Annotated in this window: 17 protein-coding genes; 3 read left to right on the forward strand and 14 right to left on the reverse strand. The window is 74.7% G+C overall.

Annotation, left to right across the window (positions count from 1 at the left end; translation table 11 throughout):
* Window positions 1-190: 190 nt before the first annotated feature.
* From ACWDR0_RS30445 to ACWDR0_RS30475, 7 genes are all read right to left on the reverse strand, one after another.
* Complete coding sequence (locus ACWDR0_RS30445; protein WP_456355031.1) at window positions 191-1,153, reverse strand: fibronectin type III domain-containing protein; 963 nt, start codon at window positions 1,151-1,153, stop codon at window positions 191-193.
* Between the two features lie 832 nt (window positions 1,154-1,985).
* Complete coding sequence (locus ACWDR0_RS30450) at window positions 1,986-2,876, reverse strand: ABC transporter ATP-binding protein (protein WP_456355032.1); 891 nt, start codon at window positions 2,874-2,876, stop codon at window positions 1,986-1,988.
* 4 nt (window positions 2,877-2,880) lie between these two features.
* The gene (locus ACWDR0_RS30455) at window positions 2,881-3,981 is read right to left on the reverse strand and encodes a FecCD family ABC transporter permease (protein ID WP_456355033.1); all 1,101 of its coding nucleotides are present in this window, start codon (window positions 3,979-3,981) and stop codon (window positions 2,881-2,883) included.
* A 4-nt stretch (window positions 3,982-3,985) separates the two neighbouring features.
* Window positions 3,986-4,975 carry a FecCD family ABC transporter permease gene (locus tag ACWDR0_RS30460; RefSeq protein ID WP_456355045.1) on the reverse strand — a complete coding sequence of 330 codons (990 nt, stop codon included), beginning with the start codon at window positions 4,973-4,975 and terminating at the stop codon, window positions 3,986-3,988.
* 178 nt (window positions 4,976-5,153) lie between these two features.
* Window positions 5,154-6,218 carry an iron-siderophore ABC transporter substrate-binding protein gene (locus tag ACWDR0_RS30465; RefSeq protein WP_456355034.1) on the reverse strand — a complete coding sequence of 355 codons (1,065 nt, stop codon included), beginning with the start codon at window positions 6,216-6,218 and terminating at the stop codon, window positions 5,154-5,156.
* A 187-nt stretch (window positions 6,219-6,405) separates the two neighbouring features.
* Window positions 6,406-8,424, reverse strand: a complete 2,019-nt coding sequence (locus tag ACWDR0_RS30470) for an ABC transporter ATP-binding protein (RefSeq protein WP_456355035.1) — start codon at window positions 8,422-8,424, stop codon at window positions 6,406-6,408.
* Window positions 8,421-10,118 carry an ABC transporter ATP-binding protein gene (locus ACWDR0_RS30475; RefSeq protein WP_456355036.1) on the reverse strand — a complete coding sequence of 566 codons (1,698 nt, stop codon included), beginning with the start codon at window positions 10,116-10,118 and terminating at the stop codon, window positions 8,421-8,423. Before ACWDR0_RS30475 ends, ACWDR0_RS30470 begins: the two co-directional genes overlap by 4 nt.
* A 504-nt stretch (window positions 10,119-10,622) precedes the next feature.
* On the opposite strand from ACWDR0_RS30475, the gene ACWDR0_RS30480 reads away from it, so the two are divergent.
* On the forward strand, window positions 10,623-11,246 hold the full coding sequence (locus tag ACWDR0_RS30480) for a TIGR03086 family metal-binding protein (RefSeq protein WP_456355037.1): 624 nt from the start codon (window positions 10,623-10,625) through the stop codon (window positions 11,244-11,246).
* Between the two features lie 183 nt (window positions 11,247-11,429).
* Here ACWDR0_RS30480 and ACWDR0_RS30485 read toward each other — a convergent pair whose 3' ends face one another.
* The 7 genes from ACWDR0_RS30485 to ACWDR0_RS30515 form a co-directional block, all read right to left on the reverse strand.
* Window positions 11,430-13,784: a hypothetical protein gene (locus tag ACWDR0_RS30485; protein ID WP_456355038.1), complete on the reverse strand. Its 2,355-nt coding sequence runs from the start codon at window positions 13,782-13,784 to the stop codon at window positions 11,430-11,432.
* Between the two features lie 175 nt (window positions 13,785-13,959).
* Complete coding sequence (locus ACWDR0_RS30490; protein ID WP_456355039.1) at window positions 13,960-15,336, reverse strand: 8-oxoguanine deaminase; 1,377 nt, start codon at window positions 15,334-15,336, stop codon at window positions 13,960-13,962.
* Window positions 15,337-15,441: 105 nt separating this feature from the next.
* Window positions 15,442-16,419, reverse strand: coding sequence for a factor-independent urate hydroxylase (gene pucL, locus ACWDR0_RS30495; RefSeq protein ID WP_456355040.1), 978 nt, complete (start codon window positions 16,417-16,419; stop codon window positions 15,442-15,444).
* A 6-nt stretch (window positions 16,420-16,425) separates the two neighbouring features.
* Window positions 16,426-16,857 (reverse strand): hydroxyisourate hydrolase, encoded by a 432-nt coding sequence (uraH, locus tag ACWDR0_RS30500; protein WP_456355041.1) that lies wholly within the window; start codon window positions 16,855-16,857, stop codon window positions 16,426-16,428.
* 73 nt (window positions 16,858-16,930) lie between these two features.
* Window positions 16,931-17,515, reverse strand: coding sequence for a 2-oxo-4-hydroxy-4-carboxy-5-ureidoimidazoline decarboxylase (gene uraD / locus ACWDR0_RS30505; RefSeq protein WP_456355042.1), 585 nt, complete (start codon window positions 17,513-17,515; stop codon window positions 16,931-16,933).
* Window positions 17,516-17,654: 139 nt separating this feature from the next.
* Window positions 17,655-17,975: a helix-turn-helix domain-containing protein gene (locus ACWDR0_RS30510; RefSeq protein ID WP_456355046.1), complete on the reverse strand. Its 321-nt coding sequence runs from the start codon at window positions 17,973-17,975 to the stop codon at window positions 17,655-17,657.
* A 188-nt stretch (window positions 17,976-18,163) separates the two neighbouring features.
* Window positions 18,164-18,418: a hypothetical protein gene (locus ACWDR0_RS30515; protein ID WP_456355043.1), complete on the reverse strand. Its 255-nt coding sequence runs from the start codon at window positions 18,416-18,418 to the stop codon at window positions 18,164-18,166.
* Window positions 18,419-18,662: 244 nt separating this feature from the next.
* On the opposite strand from ACWDR0_RS30515, the gene ACWDR0_RS30520 reads away from it, so the two are divergent.
* On the forward strand, window positions 18,663-19,502 hold the full coding sequence (locus ACWDR0_RS30520) for a TIM barrel protein (RefSeq protein WP_456355047.1): 840 nt from the start codon (window positions 18,663-18,665) through the stop codon (window positions 19,500-19,502).
* A gap of 166 nt (window positions 19,503-19,668) precedes the next feature.
* On the forward strand, window positions 19,669-20,559 hold the full coding sequence (locus ACWDR0_RS30525; RefSeq protein ID WP_456355044.1) for a 2-hydroxy-3-oxopropionate reductase: 891 nt from the start codon (window positions 19,669-19,671) through the stop codon (window positions 20,557-20,559).
* Window positions 20,560-21,103: the final 544 nt, after the last annotated feature.

Consider the following 21,103-nt stretch of genomic DNA (forward strand, 5'->3'; position numbering starts at 1 on the left):
GATCACGGGTCAGTGCGCGGACCGCCTGGCCGCGGTCGAGCAGTTCGGCCACAAGCTCCGTCACGCTACCGGCACGGGCGCCCGAACCGGCACCGGCGGGGTACCGGCGGAGGCACCGGCACCGCCGCCGGTGCCGGGCGGGCAATCAGCCGGGTAGCCGGGCGAGCCGGGCGGGCCGGGCGGGCCGGGTTCAGCGGATGATCACGGTCCGCTGGGCCGAGAAGTCGCCCCACTTCCCGTCGGGCAGCTTGGCCCGGAGCTTGACGCTGTAGCGGGTGCCCGGCGGGTCCGTCACCGTCATGGTGTACGACGCGCGGCCTTCGGGCTGCTCCCCGCCCCAGACGATCGTCGTGGCGAGCTTCCCGTTGAGATACAGCTCGTGGCTCTTGATCTCGCCGCCCGCGTCCGGCGGCAGCCAGCTCAGCTCCACACTGCCCTTGCGGACGGCGACGTTCAGTCCGGTGGGGGCGGTGGGGGGTCCGCCGCCGGGGGCCGCGGGTGTCGTCAGGTCCACGGCATTGCTGTCCGGCGAGGAGTTCTCACCGGCGTCCCGGGCCCGGACGGTGAAGGTGTAGACCGTACCGGGGCGCAGGCTGGTGACCCGGGCCGTGGTCTCGGTGCCGGAGACGCTGTGGATCCGGGTGTCCTCCTGATAGACGTCGTACGCCGTCACCTTCAGGTTGTCGGTCGAGGCCCGCCAGTCGAGAGTGACCGCCCGACCGCCGTCGACCTTGCCGCGCAGCGCGGCGGGCGTGCTGGGGGCCTTCTTGTCGTCCGGGGTGGGGGCGGGGGTGGTGACCGTGACCGGCTGGGCGGCCAGGGAGAGATTTCCGGCGGCGTCGCGGGCGCGGACGGTGAAGTCGTACGCGGTCGACGGGGTGAGCCCCTCGACGTCGACCATGGTCCGGTCGCCCGCCACGGTCTTGACCTTGCGGCCCTTCTGGTAGATCTCGTAGCCCGTGACGGCCTTGTCGTCCTTGGCGGCGTGCCACATGACATGGACGGAGGTGGCACTGCCCGCCTGGGCGCTGAGATCGGTGGGGGTGGTGGGGGGACTCGTGTCCTTCTTCTCCCCGTCGCCGGAACAGCCGGCGAGCAGGAACAGGGCGGCGGCCGCGCCGAGCAGCGCGGTGCGGGTGGGGGGACGGTGCACGATCGGCCTCCGCTGGCGAAAGCGTCGAATGTCGGTGGGGGCGGTGTTCCGGGAGTGGGGGTGGGGGCGGGGGGTTACCCGGCGAGCGGCTAATGGTCCAGACCAGCCGGGCCGGTCCAATATCCCCGGCCCGGGGCCCGGCAAGCAAGCCCCCGAGCGTCCCCGGCGCTCCCCGCAACCGGGCGGATGCCGAGCGGAGTTGACCGGGCGCCGGGCAGGTCATCGTCTGCACCGCCCTGACGGCCCGTGCCTGCCGTGGCCCGACTCCGGGCGCTCCGGGGAAAAGTGACGAGCCGCACCCGGCCGGGCCCTGCGACGGCGCGTCTGCCGGGGACTGTTCCCCGGCCGTCCCCGGCCCGGTCGGAGGCTGGTCGCGCAGTTCCGTCCCCTACGCCTGGCCGCGTGGGAGGTGCCCCCAGCGCCCCTGGGTGGTCCGGCTTCGGCCCCCTCGGAACGGTCCCCGCTCCCCCGGCGGCACGGCGGCTTGCGGCCCGTGTCGCGGTGCTCCGCATCGGGTTCGGGGCGGCGGAGCGCAGTCCGCGGCGCACGGTCCCGGGCACAGCACGGGACCGTCGGGCCGGGCGCAGCCCGCCGTACGAGCGCCCGAGGCGCAACCCGGGGGATCCGGGGCCGGGGCCCGCCCGGAGCGGAGTCGGCCCCGGGCCCGCAACGCCCGCCGGAGCAACAGGGAACCCGGCCCACCCGTACAAGGCACCGGGCACAGCACGGGACCGTCGGGCCGGGCGCAGCCCGCCGTACGAGCGCCCGAGGCGTACCCCGGGGGATCCGGGCCCCGGGCCGCAACCCGGGAGCGGGGCCACCCGGAGCGGGGTCAGGCCCGCGAGCCCCCCGCAGGGGCATGGCGGCTGATGGGGATCACCATCGGGGTCCCGCTCACCGGGTCCTCCGCAATCCGGCACCGCAGGCCGAAGACCTCCGCCACCAGTTCTTCCGTCACCACGTCCGCCGGCCGCCCTTCGGCGACCAGGCGCCCGGACTTCAGGGCGATCACATGGTCGGCGTACCGGCATGCCTGGTTGAGGTCGTGCAGGACCATCACGACGGTCCTGCCCTCGGTCCGGTTGAGATCCGTGACCAGGTCGAGGACGTCGATCTGGTGTGCCAGGTCGAGATAGGTCGTGGGCTCGTCGAGCAGCAGCACCGGAGTCTCCTGGGCGACGGCCATCGCGATCCAGGCGCGCTGCCGCTGGCCGCCGGAGAGTTCGTCGACCGGGCGGTCCGCCAGCTCCGACATCCCGGTGGCGCGCAGCGCGTCGCGGACGGCGCGCTCGTCCGCCGGGGACCACTGGCGCCACCAGGTCTGGTGCGGCGAGCGGCCGCGGCCGACGAGGTCGACGACGGTCAGGCCCTCGGGGGCGACCGGGGTCTGCGGGAGGATGCCGAGGCTGCGGGCGAGTTCCCGGGTGGGGGTGGCGTGGACGGACCGCCCGTCGAGGGTGACCGTCCCGGCCCGGGGTGCCAGCAGCCGGGCCAGCGCCCGCAGCAGGGTGGACTTGCCGCAGGCGTTGGCGCCGACGATGGCGGTGATCCGGCCGGCCGGGAACGACACGTCGAGGCCGTCGACGACGACCCGGTCGTCGTACGCCAGCCGCAGGCCCTCGGCCCTGAGCCCCCGGGAGGGGCCCGGCCCGGTCGCGTCGGAGGCCCCGGGTGCGGCGGCCGCGGCCGGGCGCTCCGGCACGGTGACGGACTTGTCGGTCATGTCTTCAGCCTCCTGAACCCGCGCGGTTGGCACGGACGAGCAGCCACAGCAGTACCGGCGCGCCGAGCACTCCGGTGACGACGCCCACGGGCAGTTCGGTGTCGGGGACGAGCCTGCGGGCGATGAGATCGGATACGAGGACCATCAGGGCTCCCGCGAGGCCCGAGGCGACCAGCGGCGGCCAGGCGGTACGGGCGAGCCGCTGCGCGATCTGCGGGGCGGCCAGGGCGACGAAGGCGACCGGGCCCGCGGCGGCCGCGCCGAACGCGGCCAGGCCGACTCCGGTGAGCAGCGCGGTGATCCGGACCCCCTGGACCCGGATGCCGAGGCCGCGCGCCACGTCGTCGCCGAGCTGGAGGTCACGCAACTGGCGGCCGAGCAGCAGTGCCACGGGTCCCAGTACGGCCAGGGTCCACAGCAGCGGGGTGATCTGCGGCCAGTCGCGGCCGTTGAGGTTGCCGACCAGCCAGCCGAGCGCCGCCTGGGCGTCCTGCCGTGCTCCCCGGGCCAGCAGATAGTCGGTGACGCTGGTGCAGATCCACGCGACGCCGATACCGACGAGGATGATGCGGTAGCCGGTCGCGCCGCGCCGCCATGCCAGAAGGTAGACCACGGCGGCCGCGCCGAACGCGCCGAGCAGGCCGAGCAGCTGGGTGCTCAGGGAGCCACCGACACCGAGGACGATTCCCGCGACGACCGCCGCGCCCGCGCCCTGGGTGATGCCGAGCATGTCGGGGCTGGCGAGCGGATTGCGGGTGAGGGTCTGGAAGAGGGCCCCGGAGAGGCCGAAGGCGCAGCCCACGAGGAGACCGGCCAGTGCCCGGGGCAGCCGGAGTTCGCGGACGATGAGCTGGTTGCCCGGGTCGCCGGAGCCGAACAGGGCGCGGACGACGTCGCCGACGGCCATCGGCATGTCCCCGATGGTCATGCCCCAGCAGAAGACGGCGAAGACAGCGGCGGCGAGGCCCGTGGACACGGCCACGAGCCGGGGCCGCAGCACACCGGAGACGGGCGGGAGGGCGAGCCGGAACGGCAGCCGGTCGCCGCGGCGCCCGCCGTCGGCCTCGGCGGCCGGGCCGCCGCGGCCCGTGAGGAGGTCGGTCATGGGTTCACAGCTCCGCGAGTCGTCGGCGGCGGACCATCACGATGAACAGCGGGCCGCCGACGAAGGCGACGAGGATGCCCGCCTGGATCTCGGCGGGCCGGGCCAGCAGCCGCCCGGCCACGTCCGCGGCGAGCAGCAGTACCGGTGCGAGCAGCGCCGACAGGGGCAGCAGCCAGCGCTGGTCGGGGCCGATTCCGGCGTACTGGAGCAGGACGCGGGCGCTGTGGGGGACGACGAGTCCGACGAACACGACGGGTCCGACGACGGCCACCGCAGACCCGACGAGCAGGGTGACGGCGACCACGCCGAAGGCCCGGATCCGGCCGGTGCGGAGCCCGAGCGAGGTCGCGACGTCGTCGCCGAGGGCGAGGCTGTTGAGCGAGGGGGCGAGGGCGAACGCGACCAGTGCGCCAGCGACGAGGAACGGCAGCATCCGCAGCAGTACGTCGGCGGACTGGTTGGCCAGCGTTCCGGCGGACCAGAACCGGAAGCGGTCGAGCGCTTCTGGGGTGGTCAGCGCGACGGCGCTGGTCAGCGAGCCCAGCAGAGAGGTGACGGCGACCCCGGAGAGGGCCAGCTTGACCGGGGTGGAGCCGGAGCGGCCGAGCGCGCCCAGCACGTACACCAGCAGGCTGGCGCCGAGCGCTCCGGCGAAGGCGAACCAGATGTACGCGTACGCCGAGCCGATGCCGAGGACCCCGACCGCGACGACGATCGCGAACGCGGCGCCCGCGCTGACCCCGAGGAGTCCGGGGTCGGCGAGGGGGTTCCGGGTCAGGGCCTGCATCAGCGCCCCGGCGAGTCCGAGGGCCGCCCCGGCGGCGACACCGAGGGCGGTCCGCGGGACCCGGACGGACCAGATCGCGTTGGAGACCCGGTCGCTGGGCGGATCCCCCAGCAGGGTGCGCCAGACATCGGCCGGGGGCACCTGGAGGGCACCGTACAGCAGCGACACGGTGACCAGGGCGAGCAGCAGGGCGGCGGAGCCCGCCACCAGCAGCAGGCCCCGGCCGCGCCGCGCGGCACCGGTCGGGGCGGCCGCGGGTACGGCGGCGCCCGCGGCCGCGGTCTTCTCCGGGGGAACCGGAGTCACCGGATGCACCGGTCGTCTCCTCGGGGTCGTCGGGTCGGCGGTCGGGCGCCGGGGCGTGCCGCCGGGCACGGGCCGGCGGTCAGGAGGCGGGCTGCTGCACCGCGGTCTCCGGCTTGCCGTCCAGCGCGGCGGTCAGCTGCGGGGCGAGCCGCTCGACCACGTACGGCAGGCTGAGCACGGTGCCGAAGGACATGGCGTGGCCGTAGTCGCCGGACTCCTGGACATAGACCTCACGGCCCTCCTTGACGACCTTCAGACCGCCGTACGAGGGGTCCTTGCGCAGCTTGGCCGCGTCCTTGGTGACATCGCCGACCATCCAGACGATGGCGTCGTTGTCGAGGAGGTCGGTGCGCTCCTTGCTGATGCTCGCGCCGAACTGGCTGCCGATGACCTTGTCGAGACCGGCGGGCAGCTGGAAGCCGAGGCCGTTGAGCAGCCGGGAGCGGGGGTCCTGGGTGCCCCAGATGAACATGCCCTCGTACGGGGTGCCGATGACCGCGGTCTTCCCCTTGAACTCGGGCTTCGCCAGCGCGGCGATCTTCTTCTCGGTCTCGGCGACGGCCTTGGCCGCCTCGGCGGGGCGGCCCACCGCGGCGCCGATGCGCGTGGTCTGCTCCTGCCACGGCACGCCCCAGTCGTTGTACTTCTTGGGCTGGGCGACGACCGGCGCGAACTTCGACAGCGCCGTGTACTGCTCCTTGGTGAGGCTGCCGTAGACGGAGAGGATGAGGTCGGGCTTGAGCGCCGCGACCTTCTCGATCTGCGGTCCGGTGCCGGTGTTCTTGAGGGTGACGGGCAGTTCGGCGGTGCCCAGTTCGTCCTTGGCCCAAGGGCCGATGGTGCCCTTGTGCGCGGAGAGCCAGTCCATCGAGCCGACGGGGACCTTGCCGACGGCGAGCACCGCGTCCTGGTCCGTCAGACCGAGGGTGACGATCCGCTTGGGCTCGGACTTGATGGTCGTGCTGCCGTACTTGTGGTCGAGGGTGACGGGGAAGGCACCGGAGCCGCTCCCGGCGCCGGAGTCCTTCGCGGACGAGCCGCCGGAACCGCCGGAATCCCCGCCGCAGGCGGTGGCGGCGGTGACGAGCAGCAGGGTGGAAGCGACCGCGGCGGTGATCCGCGCGGTCCTCGGGGAGCGGGCCATGAGGGTTTCCTTCTGGTTCTGCGGGTTCTGCGGGGTTCTGCGGTACTGCGAGTACTGCGGTGGTGCGGGTACTGCGGGGTTCCGGTGTCCGCGGGGGGCGGACGGTTCGCCGTGGGCGGGTGCCGTGGTTGTCGGCGGGCTCGTGGGCGGGCTCGTGGGCGGTGGCGTTACGGCGCCGGGCGCGGGGCTACCGCTCGGTTTCCCGGTTGCGGGACCAGGCGTCCCACAGGGCGGCGTACGGTCCCCCCGCGGCGCGCAGTCCGTCGTGGGTGCCGGATTCGACGATCCGTCCGGCGTCCATGACGACGACGCGGTCGGCGGTCGCGGCCTGGGTCAGCCGGTGGGCCACGATCAGCGCCGTACGGCCTTCGACGGCGCGGAGCACCGCCTTCTCCAGGCCCCGTGCCCCGGCGCTGCCGGCCTCGGCGGTGGCCTCGTCGAGAACGACCACGGGCGGATCGGCGAGGATCAGCCGGGCGAGGGCCAGGGCCTGGACCCGGGCGCCGTCGACGCGGTGGCCGCTGTCGCCGACGACGGTCGCGAGGCCGTCGGGCAGCGATTCGGCCCAGGTGAGGGCGGAGACCCGGTCGAGGGCGTCCCTCAGTTCACCGTCGGTGGCGTCCGGGCGGGCCAGCCGGAGGTCGTCCGCGAGGGGGCCGGCGAAGACGTGCGTCTCCTGGGAGACCAGGGCGACGGTCCGGCGGAGGGTCCGGGCCGGCAGCTCGCCGAGGGGCGTGCCGCCGATGGTGACGCTGCCGGCCAGGGGCCGGTGGATGCCCGCGATCAGCTTGGCGAGGGTGGTCTTCCCGGCGCCGCTGGCACCGACGAGTGCCACGCGCTCACCGGGCCGGATCGTCAGGTCGACGCCGTGCAGGACGGGGTGGCCGTCGTCGTACGCGTGGTGGAGCCCCGTGACGGTGACGGACGCGTCCCGAGGGGCGGGCGGCACGGCGGCGGACGCCTTCGGCGGCGCGGACGGCGCGGTGGCGCGGGCGCCCGTGGCGGCGGGCCCGGCCGCCCGGCCGGCCGTGGTGCCGTTGCGGGCCGCGTCACCGTCCGGCGGGGGTTCGTCGGCGACCCCGACGATCCGGGCCAGGCCCGACGCCGCCGACTGCGCGTCGTCCAGGAGGATCAGCGCCGCGTTGATCGGCGTGAAGAGGCTGTGGAAGTAGAGCGCGGCGGCGGTCGCCGTACCGATGGACGCCGAGCCGTCGCGTACCAGGACGTATCCGGTCACCAGCACCGCCGCGAGGCCGATGAACTCGGCGATGTGCAGCCGGCCGTAGAAGTTGAGGACCAGGTCGACGCCCCGCATCGTCAGGCCGACCAGCGACCGGGAGCGCTCGGTGACCCGGGCGGTGTGCTCACGCTCCAGGCGGAAGGCGCGGACGGTGGCCGCACCGCGCACGGTGTCGAGCATCTGCTGCTGCTGGGCGCCGCCCGCGACGCGCTGCCGGGCGAAGAGGGGGGTGGCACGGCGGAGGTACCAGCGCGCGGTCAGCGCCTGGACGGGTACCGCGACCAGCGCGGCGAGCAGGAACCGCCAGTCGAGGACCGCCAGGGCGCCGAGGGTGAGGACGATAGCCAGAACGGAGCGGACGAATTCGGGCAGCGCCCGCCGTACGGCCTCGGCGACGACCGACACGTCCCCGGTGACCCGGGCGGTCAGATCACCCGATCCGGCCCGCTCGACGCGCTCCAGCGGCAGCCCGAGCGCGCGCTCGATGAAACGTTCCCGCAGCTGGGCGAGGACGGTCTCGCCGAGCCGTGCCACCAGTCCGAGCCCGGCGGCGGTCGCCAGGCCCTGGACGAGCGCGACGGCCATCAGCAGCAGCACGACCGCGGTCAGCGCGGAAGCCGGGCTGTTGCCCGCGGCGATATCGACGATCCGGCCGATCAGCGGCTGGGTGAGCAGCCCGACGGCGGTGGCGGCGATCAGTACGGCGACGCCCCCGGCGGCCAGCCGGCGGTGCGGGCGGACCAGCTCACGGACGGCGGCCCCGGTCCGGGCGGCCGTGGCGACGGGCAGCAGGTCCGGATTCACCGGGCCGTCGTGACCGTCGGCGCCGTCGGTGCCGCTGTGGCTGCTATGGCTGCTATGGCTGCTATGGCTGCTGTGATCGTCGCCGGGTGCGGGGTCCCCGGGAGATACCGGGGGTCCGGCCGGCGCCGGGGCCGTACGGTTCCCGTCGGGCGATCCGGTCATGAGAGCACCGCTTCCCGGTAGGCGAGGCTGGTCCGGACGAGGTCGGCGTGGGGCGCGGTCGCCGTCACCCGCCCCCGCTCCACCAGGACCACGGAATCGGCGGCCGCGAGCAGCGCCGGACTGCTGGTGACGACCACGGTGGTACGGCCGCGGCGCAGCTCCCGGACACCGCCCGCGATCCTGGTCTCGGTGACCGAGTCGACGGCGTTCACCGGGTCGTGGAGGACGAGGACCGGCGGATCGGCGGCAAGCGCGCGGGCCAGGGCGACGCGCTGGCGCTGGCCGCCGGAGAGGGAGCGGCCGCCTTCGGCGATCTCGGTGTCCGCGCCCCGGGGCAGCGTCCGGATCACCTCGTCCGCGGCGGACGCGGCCAGCGCGGGCCCGGTGTCCGTATCGGCGTGCGGTACGGCGGCGGCGACATTGGCGGCCAGGGTGCCCGCGAAGAGGTCCGCCTCGTGCGGGGCGACGAGCACGGCGGCGCGCAGGGCGCCGGGGTCGAGGTCCTGAAGGGGCACGCCGTCGAGTTCCGCGGAGCCGCTGTCGGGGTCACCGCGGCGGGCGAGCGCGGCGAGCAGTGCCTCCGCGTCGGCCGGATCGGTGGCGACGACCCCGGTGAACGCGCCGGGCGCCAGGTCGAGGTCGATGCCTTCGAGGCTGCCGTACGACAGTCCGCGGAGCCGGATCCCGCCCCGGGCGGGCTCGGCGGGCGGCCGCGCTCCGGGGGTGACGGCGCCGGGGGCGTCGAGCACCGAGGCGATCCGGGCAGCGGAGGCCCGGCCCTGGGCGAGTTCGGCGTTGACGTAGGAGAAGAGGGAGAGCGGTCCGATCAGGAAGAGCGCGAGCCCCGCGGCGGAGACCAACTCGCCGAGGGTGATGTCGCCGCGGACCGCGAGACGGCCGCCGACCAGGGCGACCAGGGCGATGAACACCCCGGTGAGGGCGAGGACCATACCGTTCTGGGCGGCCTGGGCCCGGGCCGCCGCGAGGGTCGCGGCGAGAGAGGCGCGGCTGGTCCGCCGGTAGCGGTCGACGGCGGCGGGTTCGGCGCCGATGCCCTTGAGCACCCTGAGCCCGGCGACGAGGTCGGCCGCGACTCCGGAGGCATGGGCGGCCCGCTCCTGCTCGGCCGCGCTGCGCCGCTCCAGCGGCTTGCTCAGCAGATGGCCGGCGGCCAGCAGCAGCGGAGTGCCGACGAGGACGACGAGACCGAGCAGTACGGAGATCCTCAGCAGCACGACCGCGCTGACGACCAGGCCGGTCACCGCCCAGAGGCCGAGGACCAGGGCCATCAGGGAGGCGCCGACGCGCTTGGCGTCCTCGGTGGCGATATTGGTCAGCTCGCCGGGCAGCCGGCCGGTGTCGGCACCGCCTTCGGGTGCGAGGACCCGGGCCGTGAGCCGGACCCGGAGGGTGTGCGCGGCGTTCTCGGCGGCGCGCTCACCGGCGCGGGCGCCGAACCGGAAGCCGAAGGAGAGCGCGGCGTAGACGGCGGCGAGGACGGCCAGGCCGATGAGCAGTCCGGTACCGTTGCCCTCGGCGACCCCACGGTCGATGACCACACCGATGAGGACGGGGACGAGGGCCTCCCCGGTCTGGTGGGCGGCTCCGACGGCCCCGGCGATGCCGAGATCGCGTTTCTGTCCGGAGACGGCCCGTGCCAGTACGGAGCCCCGCGACAGCCCTGTGACCCCCACCGCGTCCTCCGCCCGCCCGAGCCCTCGCCACCAAGCCCGTGACCATACGCCGGGCAGAATTACTTAGGTAAGGCTAGCCTACGCATTCCCGCTTTCGGTACGGAGGGGTGGCGGCGGTGGCCGATCCTGCGGGCGGTTCGCTGCACATACCACCCAACGGCTCGGCGCCCGGCGGCAGATGGCGTCCCGCGGGAGACCCCGGGCCCGGGCGGCGTCCTCGTCCGGGTGGACCGGCACCCCCGTGTCCGGCGCCGGCCCGGGGCGGCGCCTCCCGCAGGGCCGGACCGGCACCCCCGGAGTCCGGCACGCACCGGCCCTGCGGCCACCCGTGGGCCTCCGGGCAGCGCCCGGCACCCCGGTGGCGGGCCCGTGTCCGGACGCGCGTACCCCCGGGGGGGTGTCGCGCCGGGCGGGGCGGGTCCTGCGGATGCGCGGTCCGCTCCGGCACGGCCGGACGGGCGGTGCCCGGCGATGAGTTCCGCCCGGCCGGGCAGTCATCCCTGCATGGAATCGACCGCAGAGAACTCTCCGGAGAACAACCGCCCGGACCTCCGGCCCGCCGCCGCGGCCGTGGCCCGGCTGCTCGACGGGGTGGCCGACGGGCGGCTCGGAGAGCCGACGCCGTGCCCCGACTACACGGTGCGGGAGCTGCTCGGCCATCTCGCCGGTCTGGCGACGGCCTTCCGGGACGCCGGGCTCAAGGACCTGGGGCCGACGACGGACACCCCGCCGGACAACGCCCTGCCGGAGCTGGCGGACGACTGGCGGACGGCCCTGCCGGAGCGTCTCGGGCAACTGGGGGACGTATGGGACTCGGCGGAGGCGTGGGAGGGCATGACCCAGGCGGGGGGCGTCACCTTCCCTGCCGAGATCGCGGGGCAGGTGGCCCTGAACGAACTGGTCGTCCACGGCTGGGACCTCGCCCGCGCCACCGGCCAGCCCTACGATCCGCCCGAGGCGGGTCTCCGGGTCTCGTACGAGATGCTGGCGGCGACCGGCGACGACGACCCGATGCGCGGGACGATCTTCGGCCCGGTGGTCCCCGTCCCCGGGAGCGCGCCGCTGCTCGACCGGGTCATCGGCCTCAGCGGCCGCGACCCCGGCTGGACCCCGCAGCAGAGCACCTGACGCCCGGCGCCCCGGCGCTGCGGGCCCCGGTCCTCCGACCCGCGGGAACGGGACCGGCCCGGTCGTTCCGGGGACGCCCCGCCGACGAGCCCGGCGGCCCTGCCACCAGACCCCCGGCCCCGGGCCCGGTCCGGCGGGAAGCCGCGCACTTCGACGGGCGCCACCGGGCCTGCCGGGTCCGGCTCAGGCATCCTCCGTACGGCCCGCCAGCAGGGCCCTGGCCCGGAGGCGCAGGTGTTCGTCCTCGCGGACGCGGGTACGGGGCTCCGGGCCGGGGAGGAGTATGCGCCGGTCCCGTTCCGCCAGTTCCTCCAGGCGGTCGGCCTCCTCCGGGGTGAGGGCGTCGGGGCCCAGGGCCTCCAGGGCTTCGAGACAGGTCAGCGGATCCGTATCGTGCTCCGCGCAGTCGAGGACCAGCGCCGCCGCTCCGGCCGGGGCGGACCCCGCCGCCGCGAGCGCCAGCACCGCGGCGGGCACCTGCTCCGGGTCGTCCAGCAGGGCCGTGAGGTCCGGGACCAGCGGGCGGGCCGCCGGCCCGAGTTCGGCGACGGCCCGGGCGCAGTCGCGGACCGGGCCCGCGGCAGCCGCCCTGAGGACTCCGGCCAGGACGGTCAGCGGCTCCCCCGGGTCACCGGTCAGTCTCCAGAGGGCGACGGCCGCCGCGACCCGGTCGGCGAGGGAATCCGGCGAATCCGGGGAGCGTCCGGCCGCCGTGTCCCCGAGGACGCCCCGGATCCGCGGGGCGAGCGGGAGCGCGGCCCGGCCGAGAGCCGCCGTCTTCGCGAGGGCGGCCGCCCGGGGCAGCACGGGGTCCCGGTCCGCCCGGTCTCCCCGGGCCCGGGTGTCCGCTGCCGGACCGGCGGCGGGAACACGGGCCGTCCGGATACCCGTCGGAGCGCCGGAGGGCCGTCCCACGAGTCCCGTCACCGGCACCGGCCGCACCTGCGAACGGGCCGCCGCGCCGGATTCCGCTCCGGCCGCCGGGCCGCGATCCAGCCCGTCCGCCAGCGCTCCGACCAGCGGCGCGGTCTCACCCGTCAGGACGTACAGCGCGTCGGCAGCCGCGAACCGGTCGTGGATCGGGCCCGAGACCGCCGCCGGGCGCAGCAGCTCGGCCGTCTCCTCCCGCCGTTCGGGCGGGCACACGGCGGAGAGCGCGGCGGCGAAGTGTGCCGGGGAGCGCTCGCAGAGCACGGTCAGCTCCGGGAGGGCGGCGGAGGCGCGCGGCCCCCATGCCTCCAGCAGGGCGGTGAACCGCTCCGGGCCGGCCTCGCCCGGGTCCGCCGCCTCGGCAAGCGCGTCCAGCTCGATCCGGAGGGCGTTGAGCAGTTCGGGGTCGTACGGGAGGGAGCCGAGGGGCCACGGTTCCGGCCCGCCGGACCCGCCGAACCCGGCCGGCGAGGTGGTCGAGCCGCCGGAGAGCGGCGAACGCGCCCGCAGCCTGCGGGCGAGGAGCCCGGCCGCCCGGCCGGGGTCGAGCCGGGCCAGCACCTCCAGCGCCCGGCCGGCCGATTCACCGTCGTCGGCGACGAGCGCCGCGAGGCCGGGGGCGGCCGCCTCGGCGTGGCCGCCGAGCAGTTCCACCACCGGGAGGAGGGACTCCTTGGGCCCGAAGGAGGGGTCGAAGAGCAGGGGAACCACGGCGGGCGCCAGCCGGGCCGGGGCGCCGCGCGACACCAGGCACGCGTACTCCGCGGCCCACAGCGCCTCGGCCCGCGCCCCGGGCACGGGCAGCGCGAGCGCGGCCTCCACCAGGGCGCAGGCCGCCTCGCGGTCGGTCTCGGTGCCACGGGCCAGCAGGGTGCCGACGATATGGCGCAGCGGTTCGTCGCGGGACGGGTCGGATCCGCCCGGGACCAGCGGCCCGGCGGGCAGCAGCGACAGCAGGGCGTCCCGGTGCTCCGCCGTCCACGGCGCACCGGTCTCGGCGCAGATCATCAGGGCGACGAGCCGGGCTTCCGCGGGCTCGCCGTCCATCAGCGCCCCGGCCGCCGTCCGGGCCGCCGCGGCCGGGTCCAGCAGCGCAAGCGCGGCGAGCAGCTCCGCCCGTACGCCCGCGTCCTTCTCCTCGGCACGGCGGGCGGCCAGCGCGGCACGGGCCGCGGTGTCCCGGGCCCGGCCCGCGGCGCGCACCGCGGCACGGCGCACCCGGGCGTCGGCCGCGCCGGTGAGCGGGAGTATCAGGGGGAGTTGCTCGGCGACGGCGGCCCGGCAGACGCCCGGCTCGCCCGTGCCGGGCTCTTCGGTGCCCTCGGCGATCGCGCCGAGCAGAACGAGCAGTTCGGCGGGGCGCACACCGGCGGCGGCCAGCTTCGCGAGGAACGGCACGGCGGCGGCGCTCGCTCCGTAGACCGTGTCCTGGTGGACGATGGTGCCCCACAGCTCGTCGAGGGCCTCGGACGCCTGGTCGGCTCCTCCGGTCAGCGCCCGCAGCAGCGGAGGAACGTCTTCCGCCCCGCCGTAGGCATGTTCGAGATCGGCCCAGCTCACGGTGGACAGATCCACGAAAAGCCGTTCGAGTTCCATGGTGCCGAGCATCGCACGAGGGTCTGACACCGGGTCGGGACCCGCGGCGGAGCCGACCGGACCGCCGGTCGGCGGCCGGACGGCGGACGGACGGCGGACGGACGGGCCACCGGTGACGGGCCCCTACCGGCCGGGGTCCGTCACCCCCCCCGGCCGGGGGTGACGGCCGGGGGTGACGGCCCGCCGGCTATCCGGAGCGGGCGATCCGGGCCAGGCGGCGGGCCTCGTCACGCGTGGTGCGGGCAACGGCGTCCTCGTCCACGGTCACCAGATGCCCGTCCTCGACGACCGGCCGGCCGTCCACGAGGGAGAGGGCGACGGGGGCCGGGGCGCCCAGGACCAGCGCGGCCACCGGGTCGGCCATCGAGGAATGGGCGAGGGTGTCGAGCCGCCAGAGCACCAGATCGGCCAGCTTGCCCGGCTCCAGGGAGCCGGTCTCCCGGTGGCGCCCCAGTACCCGGGCCCCACCGTAGGTCCCCAGCCGCAGGGCCTGACGGGTGTTCAGCGCGGCCTCGCGGTGGGCGCCGAGACGGTTGATCAGCAGGGCGTTGCGGAGTTCGGTGCGGAGTTCACCGGATTCGTTGGAGGCGGTTCCGTCGACCCCGAGGCCGACGGGGATCCCGGCGGCGAGCATGTCGGGGACCCGGGCGATCCCGGCGGCGAGCCGGGCATTGGAGGAGGGACAGTGCGCGACACCGGTGCCGGTGCGGGCGAAGGCGGCGATGTCGGCGTCGTTCATATGGACGCAGTGGGCCATCCACACATCGCCACCGAGCCAGCCCGTATCGGCGAAGTAGTCGGTGGGCCCCATCCCGAACAACTCCTTGCAGAATCGTTCCTCCTCAAGGGTCTCCGAGCCGTGGGTATGCAGCCGTGCCCCCTTGCGCCGGGCGAGTCCGGCGGCCTGGCGCATCAGTTCGGTGGAGACGGAGAAGGGCGAGCAGGGCGCGACGGCGATCCGGGTCATCGAACCGGCCGACGGGTCGTGGTACCGGTCGATCGCCTCCTCCGTGGCGGCCAGCGCGCCGTCCAGGGTCTCCACCGCGAAATCGGGCGGCAGCCCGCCGTCCGAGGCGCCCCGGTCCATGGAACCGCGGGCCAGGGTGAAGCGGACGCCCAGTTCACGGGCGGCGCCGACGATCGCGCCGGTCAGATCACCGGCGCCGCGCGGATAGACGTAGTGGTGGTCCATGGCCGTGGTGACCCCGCCGAGGGCCATCATCGCCAGCGAACCCCGGGCCGCGGCGCGGACCATCGGTTCGTCGATCCGGGCCCAGGTGGGGTAGAGCGCGACCAGCCAGTTGAAGAGGTTGTGATCGGTGGCCAGCCCGCGGGTGAGCCACTGGTAGAAGTGGTGGTGGGTGTTGACCAGCCCGGGGGTGGCGAGACGGCCGGTGCCGTCGATCCGGCGGACCACCCCGGTGAGCCCTTCGGGCGCGGGTCCCGGGCCCACCGACTCGATACGGTTCGCGGCGACGACGAGATGGCCGTCGGGGTATTCGGTGTCGTACGCGTCGACCGTCGCGACGGCGCAGTTCTCGATGACGATACGGGAAACGGTCATACCTGCCTCGTCCTCCTGTTGCCGGGCCCGGCCGCCCGCCGGTCTCCGGTGTCCGCGGCCCGCCCCGGCGGGCGGTACGGACCGGCGGAGCGCGTACGGATTCGGTCAGAGGTTGGTCAGATCCGCCGGAATGGCGGCCTCCGCACCGTCCCGGAGCACGGTCGCCTCGATCAGGCCGTACGGCCGGTCGGCCGCGAAGTAGACCGCGCTCCTGCTGCCGTCGTTGATCGTGCCGTCGTTGGTGGTGGTGCCGTTGGTGGTGTTCGCCGGGCCGAAGGGTTCGAGGTCGACCGGGAAGTGATGGTTGTTGGGCAGTGAGAGCCGGATCTCGTCGATTCCGCTCCGGCCGCCGATCACCCGTGAGCCCATCTCGTACAGCGTCTGCTGCAAGGAGTAGGAGTAGGTCTCGGCGAAGGCCTCCAGCAACTGCCTCTTCGCCCGGGCGTACGACTTCTCCCAGTCCGGCATCGGCTGCCTCTCCGAGGTCCAGTCGTGGCGCCAGCGGGCCGAGACATCGGTGGCCAGGACGCGGTCGTACGTCTCCTCCAGGGTGGTGTACTCGTCCTTCACGTACCCCCGGAACTCCGAGTTCGTGGAGTTGAGCACGGACAGGTCCTTCAGTCCGGAGAGGATCTGCCAGGCGTCGCCGTCGTAGCCCACCTGGGCCAGCCGGATCTCCTGCCCCTTGCGGACGAACGAGTGCCGGGCCCGCCCGGCGCCCGGGGAGCGGGAGCGGGAGCCGGCGCCGGGGGTCGCGATGCGCTTCCAGGCGTACTCCTCGATCCGTATCCGGGCCCGGTGGATCGCGTCCTGCGAGGTCACGAAGTGGCGGGCCAGGTGGATGCCGAACTGCTCCGCGGAGTCGACGCCGTACTTCCCGGCGAACGCGTACACGGTGTTCTTGGCGGTGTCGGTCGGCAGGACCTTCGCGTTGGAGCCCGAGTAGTGGACCTCGTCCATATCGCCGCTCAGCGCGACGGAGACGCTGAGGTCCTTGATGTGGTGGGTGTCCCCGTCCCGGACGATCCGCACCACGCGGGTCTCCGCCTTGCCGTACTGGTTCTGGCCGAGAATCGTGGGCATCTTCCGCTAGCTCCCTCGGTATACGGAATAGCCGAACGGACTGAGCAGCAGCGGTACGTGGTAGTGCTCGCCCGCCGAGACGGCGAAGACGACCGCCACTTCGGGGAAGAACACCGGCCCCGGACCGCCGTCCGGGCGGGCGGCGGCGTCCTGTCGCACACCGGTCCGTCGCGCACCGGCCTGCCCGGTCTGCCCGGTCTGCCCGGCCAGGAAGTACTCCTCGGTCCCGAAGACGAGGCGGACCTGGCCGGTGCCCTCCGGCGGGGCCGGAAGGTCCGTGCAGCGCCCGTCGGCGCCGGTGGCCGAACCGCCCAGCTCCGTCCACGGGTCCCGGTCCGCGGACCGGGCCGACAGCCGGACGGGGACGCCCGCCGCGGGGCGGCCCGCGCCGGTGTCCAGGACATGGGTGGAGACCGACGCGGCGGTCTGCGTACTCATGGGCCTTCGTCTCCTCGGAGGTTCTCGGGCGCCCGGGCGGCCTTCGGCGGGTGCCGGCCGGAGGCAGCCCCTGTCATACGCCGGGGAACGAACCGGCGAGCCGGGTGAGCCGGATCCGGTTGATTCCGGCCAGCTCGGTCCTGACGATCTCGCGCTCCCGGTCCGGTGGGTTGCCGAGCCGGTCCCGGGCCGCGTCCCGGAGCTGCTCACCGGTTCGCCCGGTGGCGCAGACCAGAAAGACATGGCCGAACTTCTCCTGATAGGCGAGGTTCAGCTCCAGGAGTTCGGCTTTCAGGGCGTCCGACGCCCCCGACATACCGCGCTGTTCGCGCGCCGAGACGGGGTCGCCGGGGCGGGGACGGCCGATCGGCGGGTGTCCCGCCACGGCCTCGGCCAGGTCGTCCGCCGTCAGTTCCGCCGTGGCCGCGTCGCTGACGGCGAGCAGCCGTCCGACGGTCGGGTACGGGCGGCGGGCCAGCAGCTCGCTGCCCCAGGCCCCGCTGGCGCAGATCTCGCGGAGCGCGGCTCTCGCGCCCTCCTCCGGTGCGGAGTTGAAGCGGCCGAGGCCCGCGGGGGAATCGGCGGGAGAACCCGCGGGCCCTTCGGGGGGTCCGGCCGCTTCCCCGGCGTCCGGACGGCGCTGTGGACTCGATGTCACGGGTACCTCCGTGCACTTGCTCGCAGCATCGCTGGTCGGGCTGCGCACAGCTAACGCGCCCGGCGAGGGAACGTCAACACTTTGTTGAAAAGTTCGTCCGGGGCGCGCCCACCGGGGAGTACGGCGTATACGGGAGGTGTCAGCCGCCCTTCGGGGCGTTCTCCCGGTTGAGGTAGTTGTAGACGGTGAAGCGGCTGACCCCGAGCGCACCGGCGACGGTCTCCACACCGTGGCGTACCGCGAAGGCTCCGCGCGCCTCCAGATTCCGGACCACCCGCTGCTTCTCCCTGCGGTCGAGCCGGGACAGCGGCATCCCGTGGCTGCGCTCAAGCCCGGCCAGGATGCGGTCGAGGGATTCGGAGAGCTGCGGCAGTCTGACGGCGACCACCTCGCACCCCTCCCAGGCGAGCACCACATCGTCCGGTCCGGCCAGTTCGGGGCGGACCAGTTCGGCACCCATGGCGTCGGCCAGGGGCGCGACCGCCCGGGCCAGCGGATGATCGACGGGGGCGCCGCCCACGCCGCCGGGAGCATCGCCGGGCACCCCGCCCCCCGCCCCGCCGGTCACGCCGCCAGACGCACCGCCGGGCGTATCACCGGGCGTTCCGGCACCGGCGGCCACGGGCGGCCGGGCCTCCGGCGGGGGGCTCACCGCCCCTCCCCCGGCACCACGTTGACCTGAAGCGATATCCGGGTCGCCCCGGCCTCCAGGGAGCGGCGCAGCAGCGCGTCCACGGCGGCCAGTACCGATTCGGCCCGCCCCTCCGCGGTGTTGCCGAAGGGGCCGACGTCCACCGCGTCCAGCCCGGCGCCGAGGATCACCTCCCGGGCGACCACGGCGTGCCGGGGAGCCTCGTCGAGGTCGAAGGGTTCGGTCGTGAACTCCACCCTGAGCTGCTGCATTCCGCGTACTCCCCCGCTCCGCCGCACCTGTCCTGACATGTGACCCGGCCGGGCCCGTCCGCCGCGAGCCGACCCTAGCCGACCGGGACGGCGGCGGCGGACCGGCGACGCGCACCCCCTTGACAACCCCCGGACCTCACCAGCACGCTTCCATTGAGCAGAAAAACACTTCCACATTACGGAAATAGTGCGGAAGCAGTACGGCAGTAATGACCCCGGCGATACGGAAGGGGCGCGGCTCCCCATGGGCTGGACCGGCCACCGCTTCGATGTGAACCTGTCGATCCTCTTCACCGAACTCCCGCTTCTCGACCGCCCGGCGGCCGCCGCGGCCGCGGGCTTCACGGCCGTCGAACTCTGGTGGCCCTGGCCCGACGACCCGACCCCGCCGCAGACGGAGCTGGACGCCCTGAAGCACGCGCTGGAAGCGGCGGGCACCGAACTGGTGGGGCTGAACTTCTACGCCGGGCAGCTGCCGGGCCCCGACCGGGGCGCGCTCTCCGTGCCGGGCCGGGAGTCGGCGCGTTTCCGCGCCAATGTGGAGGTCGCGGCGGGTTTCGCCGCCTCCGTGGGCTGCCGGGCGCTCAATGCGCTCTACGGCAACCGGATCCCCGGCACCGGCCCCGCCGCCCAGGACGCCCTGGCCCTGGAGAATCTGGCCCTGGCCGCCCGGGCGGCCCACGATATCGGCGCGATCCTGCTGGTCGAGACCCTCAACCGCCCCGAGTCCCCGGACTATCCGCTGGTCACCGCCGCGGCGGCGGTGGAAGTCGCCGACAAGGTGAACGCCGCGACGAGCCTGGGGAACGCGAAGTTCCTGCTGGACGTCTACCACCTGTCGATGAACGGCGAGGACACCGGAGCGGCGATCGCCACCCACGCGGACCGCGTGGGCCATGTCCAGATCGCCGACAACCCGGGCCGCGGCGCCCCCGGCACGGGCTCGCTTCCCCTGGCGGACCTGCTGGCCCTGCTCACCGGCGCCGGATACGACGGGTGGGTCGGGCTGGAGTACAAGCCCGGCGACCTGCCGAGCGCGGCGAGCTTCGACTGGCTGCCCCGCGCGGCCCGCGCCGCGCGCTGAACCGGGTCGCGCCGGCCCCGGCGCCCCGAACCCGTGGCCGCACGCGCGCCCGCCCCCGTAGCCCGCATCGGCACCCGTACCACCGCCGCCCCGGCCGTACCCCCGACTCCCCGCCTCCCGCTCCCCCGGACGCATCGCCGTCCCGCTGCCAGAAAGGCACACCCTCATGAGCACACTGCCCTCGGTGGCCTGGATCGGTCTCGGCATCATGGGCTCTCCCATGTCCGAGAACCTGCTCAAGGCCGGATACCCGGTCACCGGCTTCACACTGGAGCAGGCCAAGCTGGACCGGCTGACGGCGGCGGGCGGCACCGCCGCCGCCTCCGTCGCCGAGGCCGTCCGGGACGCCGATGTCATCATCACCATGGTCCCGGCGTCCCCGCAGGTCGAGGCCGTCGCCTACGGCCCCGACGGCATCCTGGCCCATGCCCGCCCGGGCGCCCTGCTGATCGACATGTCGTCGATCACCCCCAGGACATCGGTCGAACTCGCCGGCGCGGCGAAGGAGAAGGGCCTGCGGGTGCTGGACGCGCCGGTCTCCGGCGGTGAGGCCGGCGCCGTCGAGGCGGTGCTGTCCATCATGGTCGGCGGCGACCAGGACGACTTCGACAGCGCGCTGCCGCTGTTCGAGGTGCTGGGGAAGACCGTCGTACGGTGCGGACCGCACGGCTCCGGGCAGACCGTGAAGGCCGCCAACCAGCTCGTGGTGGCCGTCAATATCCAGGCGTGCGCGGAGGCCGTGGTCTTCCTGGAGAAGTCGGGGGTCGATCTGACGGCCGCGCTGGATGTACTCGGCGGCGGGCTGGCCGGCTCCACCGTGCTGAGCCGCAAGAAGGACAACTTCATCGCCCGGGACTTCCGTCCCGGCTTCCGGATCGACCTCCACCACAAGGACATGGGCATCGTCACCGACGCGGCCCGTACGGTCGGCGCCGCGCTCCCGGTGGGCGCCGTGGTGGCCCAGCTGATCGCCTCGCTGAGCGCCCAGGGCGACGGCGGGCTCGACCATTCGGCCCTGCTGCGGTCCGTCGAACGCCTCTCCGGGCAGCCGGTCTGAGCCCCTCCCCGGCACCGGGCGGCCCCGCGCCGCCGGTCCGGCCCCCGATGTCCGGGCGGCGATGTCACCGACACCTGTCCAGTCGCGCCCAGGTGCCGTCGCCGCCCGGATCCCCTCTTCGCCCGATCCGTTCCGGACCCGCGCGACACGCAACACCCGTTCACACCGCTCCAACTACTTCTCACCCATGAACCCCGTCCGGGGCACGCACACCCAGGCCGTGCCCCGGACGGTTCGACCCGCCGTACGGACCCGAGGGGTGGATCCGTACGGCAGGGGCGGGACCGCGGCGCCGTACGACACCAGTGCGGTGGTGAAGGGCGGGTACCGGCACCCCCCGGCCTGAGGGGGGCACCGGTACCCTGCCCGGTCGCCCGGCCGCCGCGGTCCCTTCCACCACCCCCGCCCATCACGCGGATACGCCGGAGGGCCCGCACTCCATCGCGGAGTCCGGGAGCGATGCCCTGATGGCCGTCCTGATGGGGGAGCCGGTACGGGAGGGGGACCCCGCGGCGGAGAGCGCGGCGCGGGATATGGCGGTGCT

The sequence above is a fragment of the Streptomyces sp. NPDC003691 genome, from assembly GCF_053981115.1.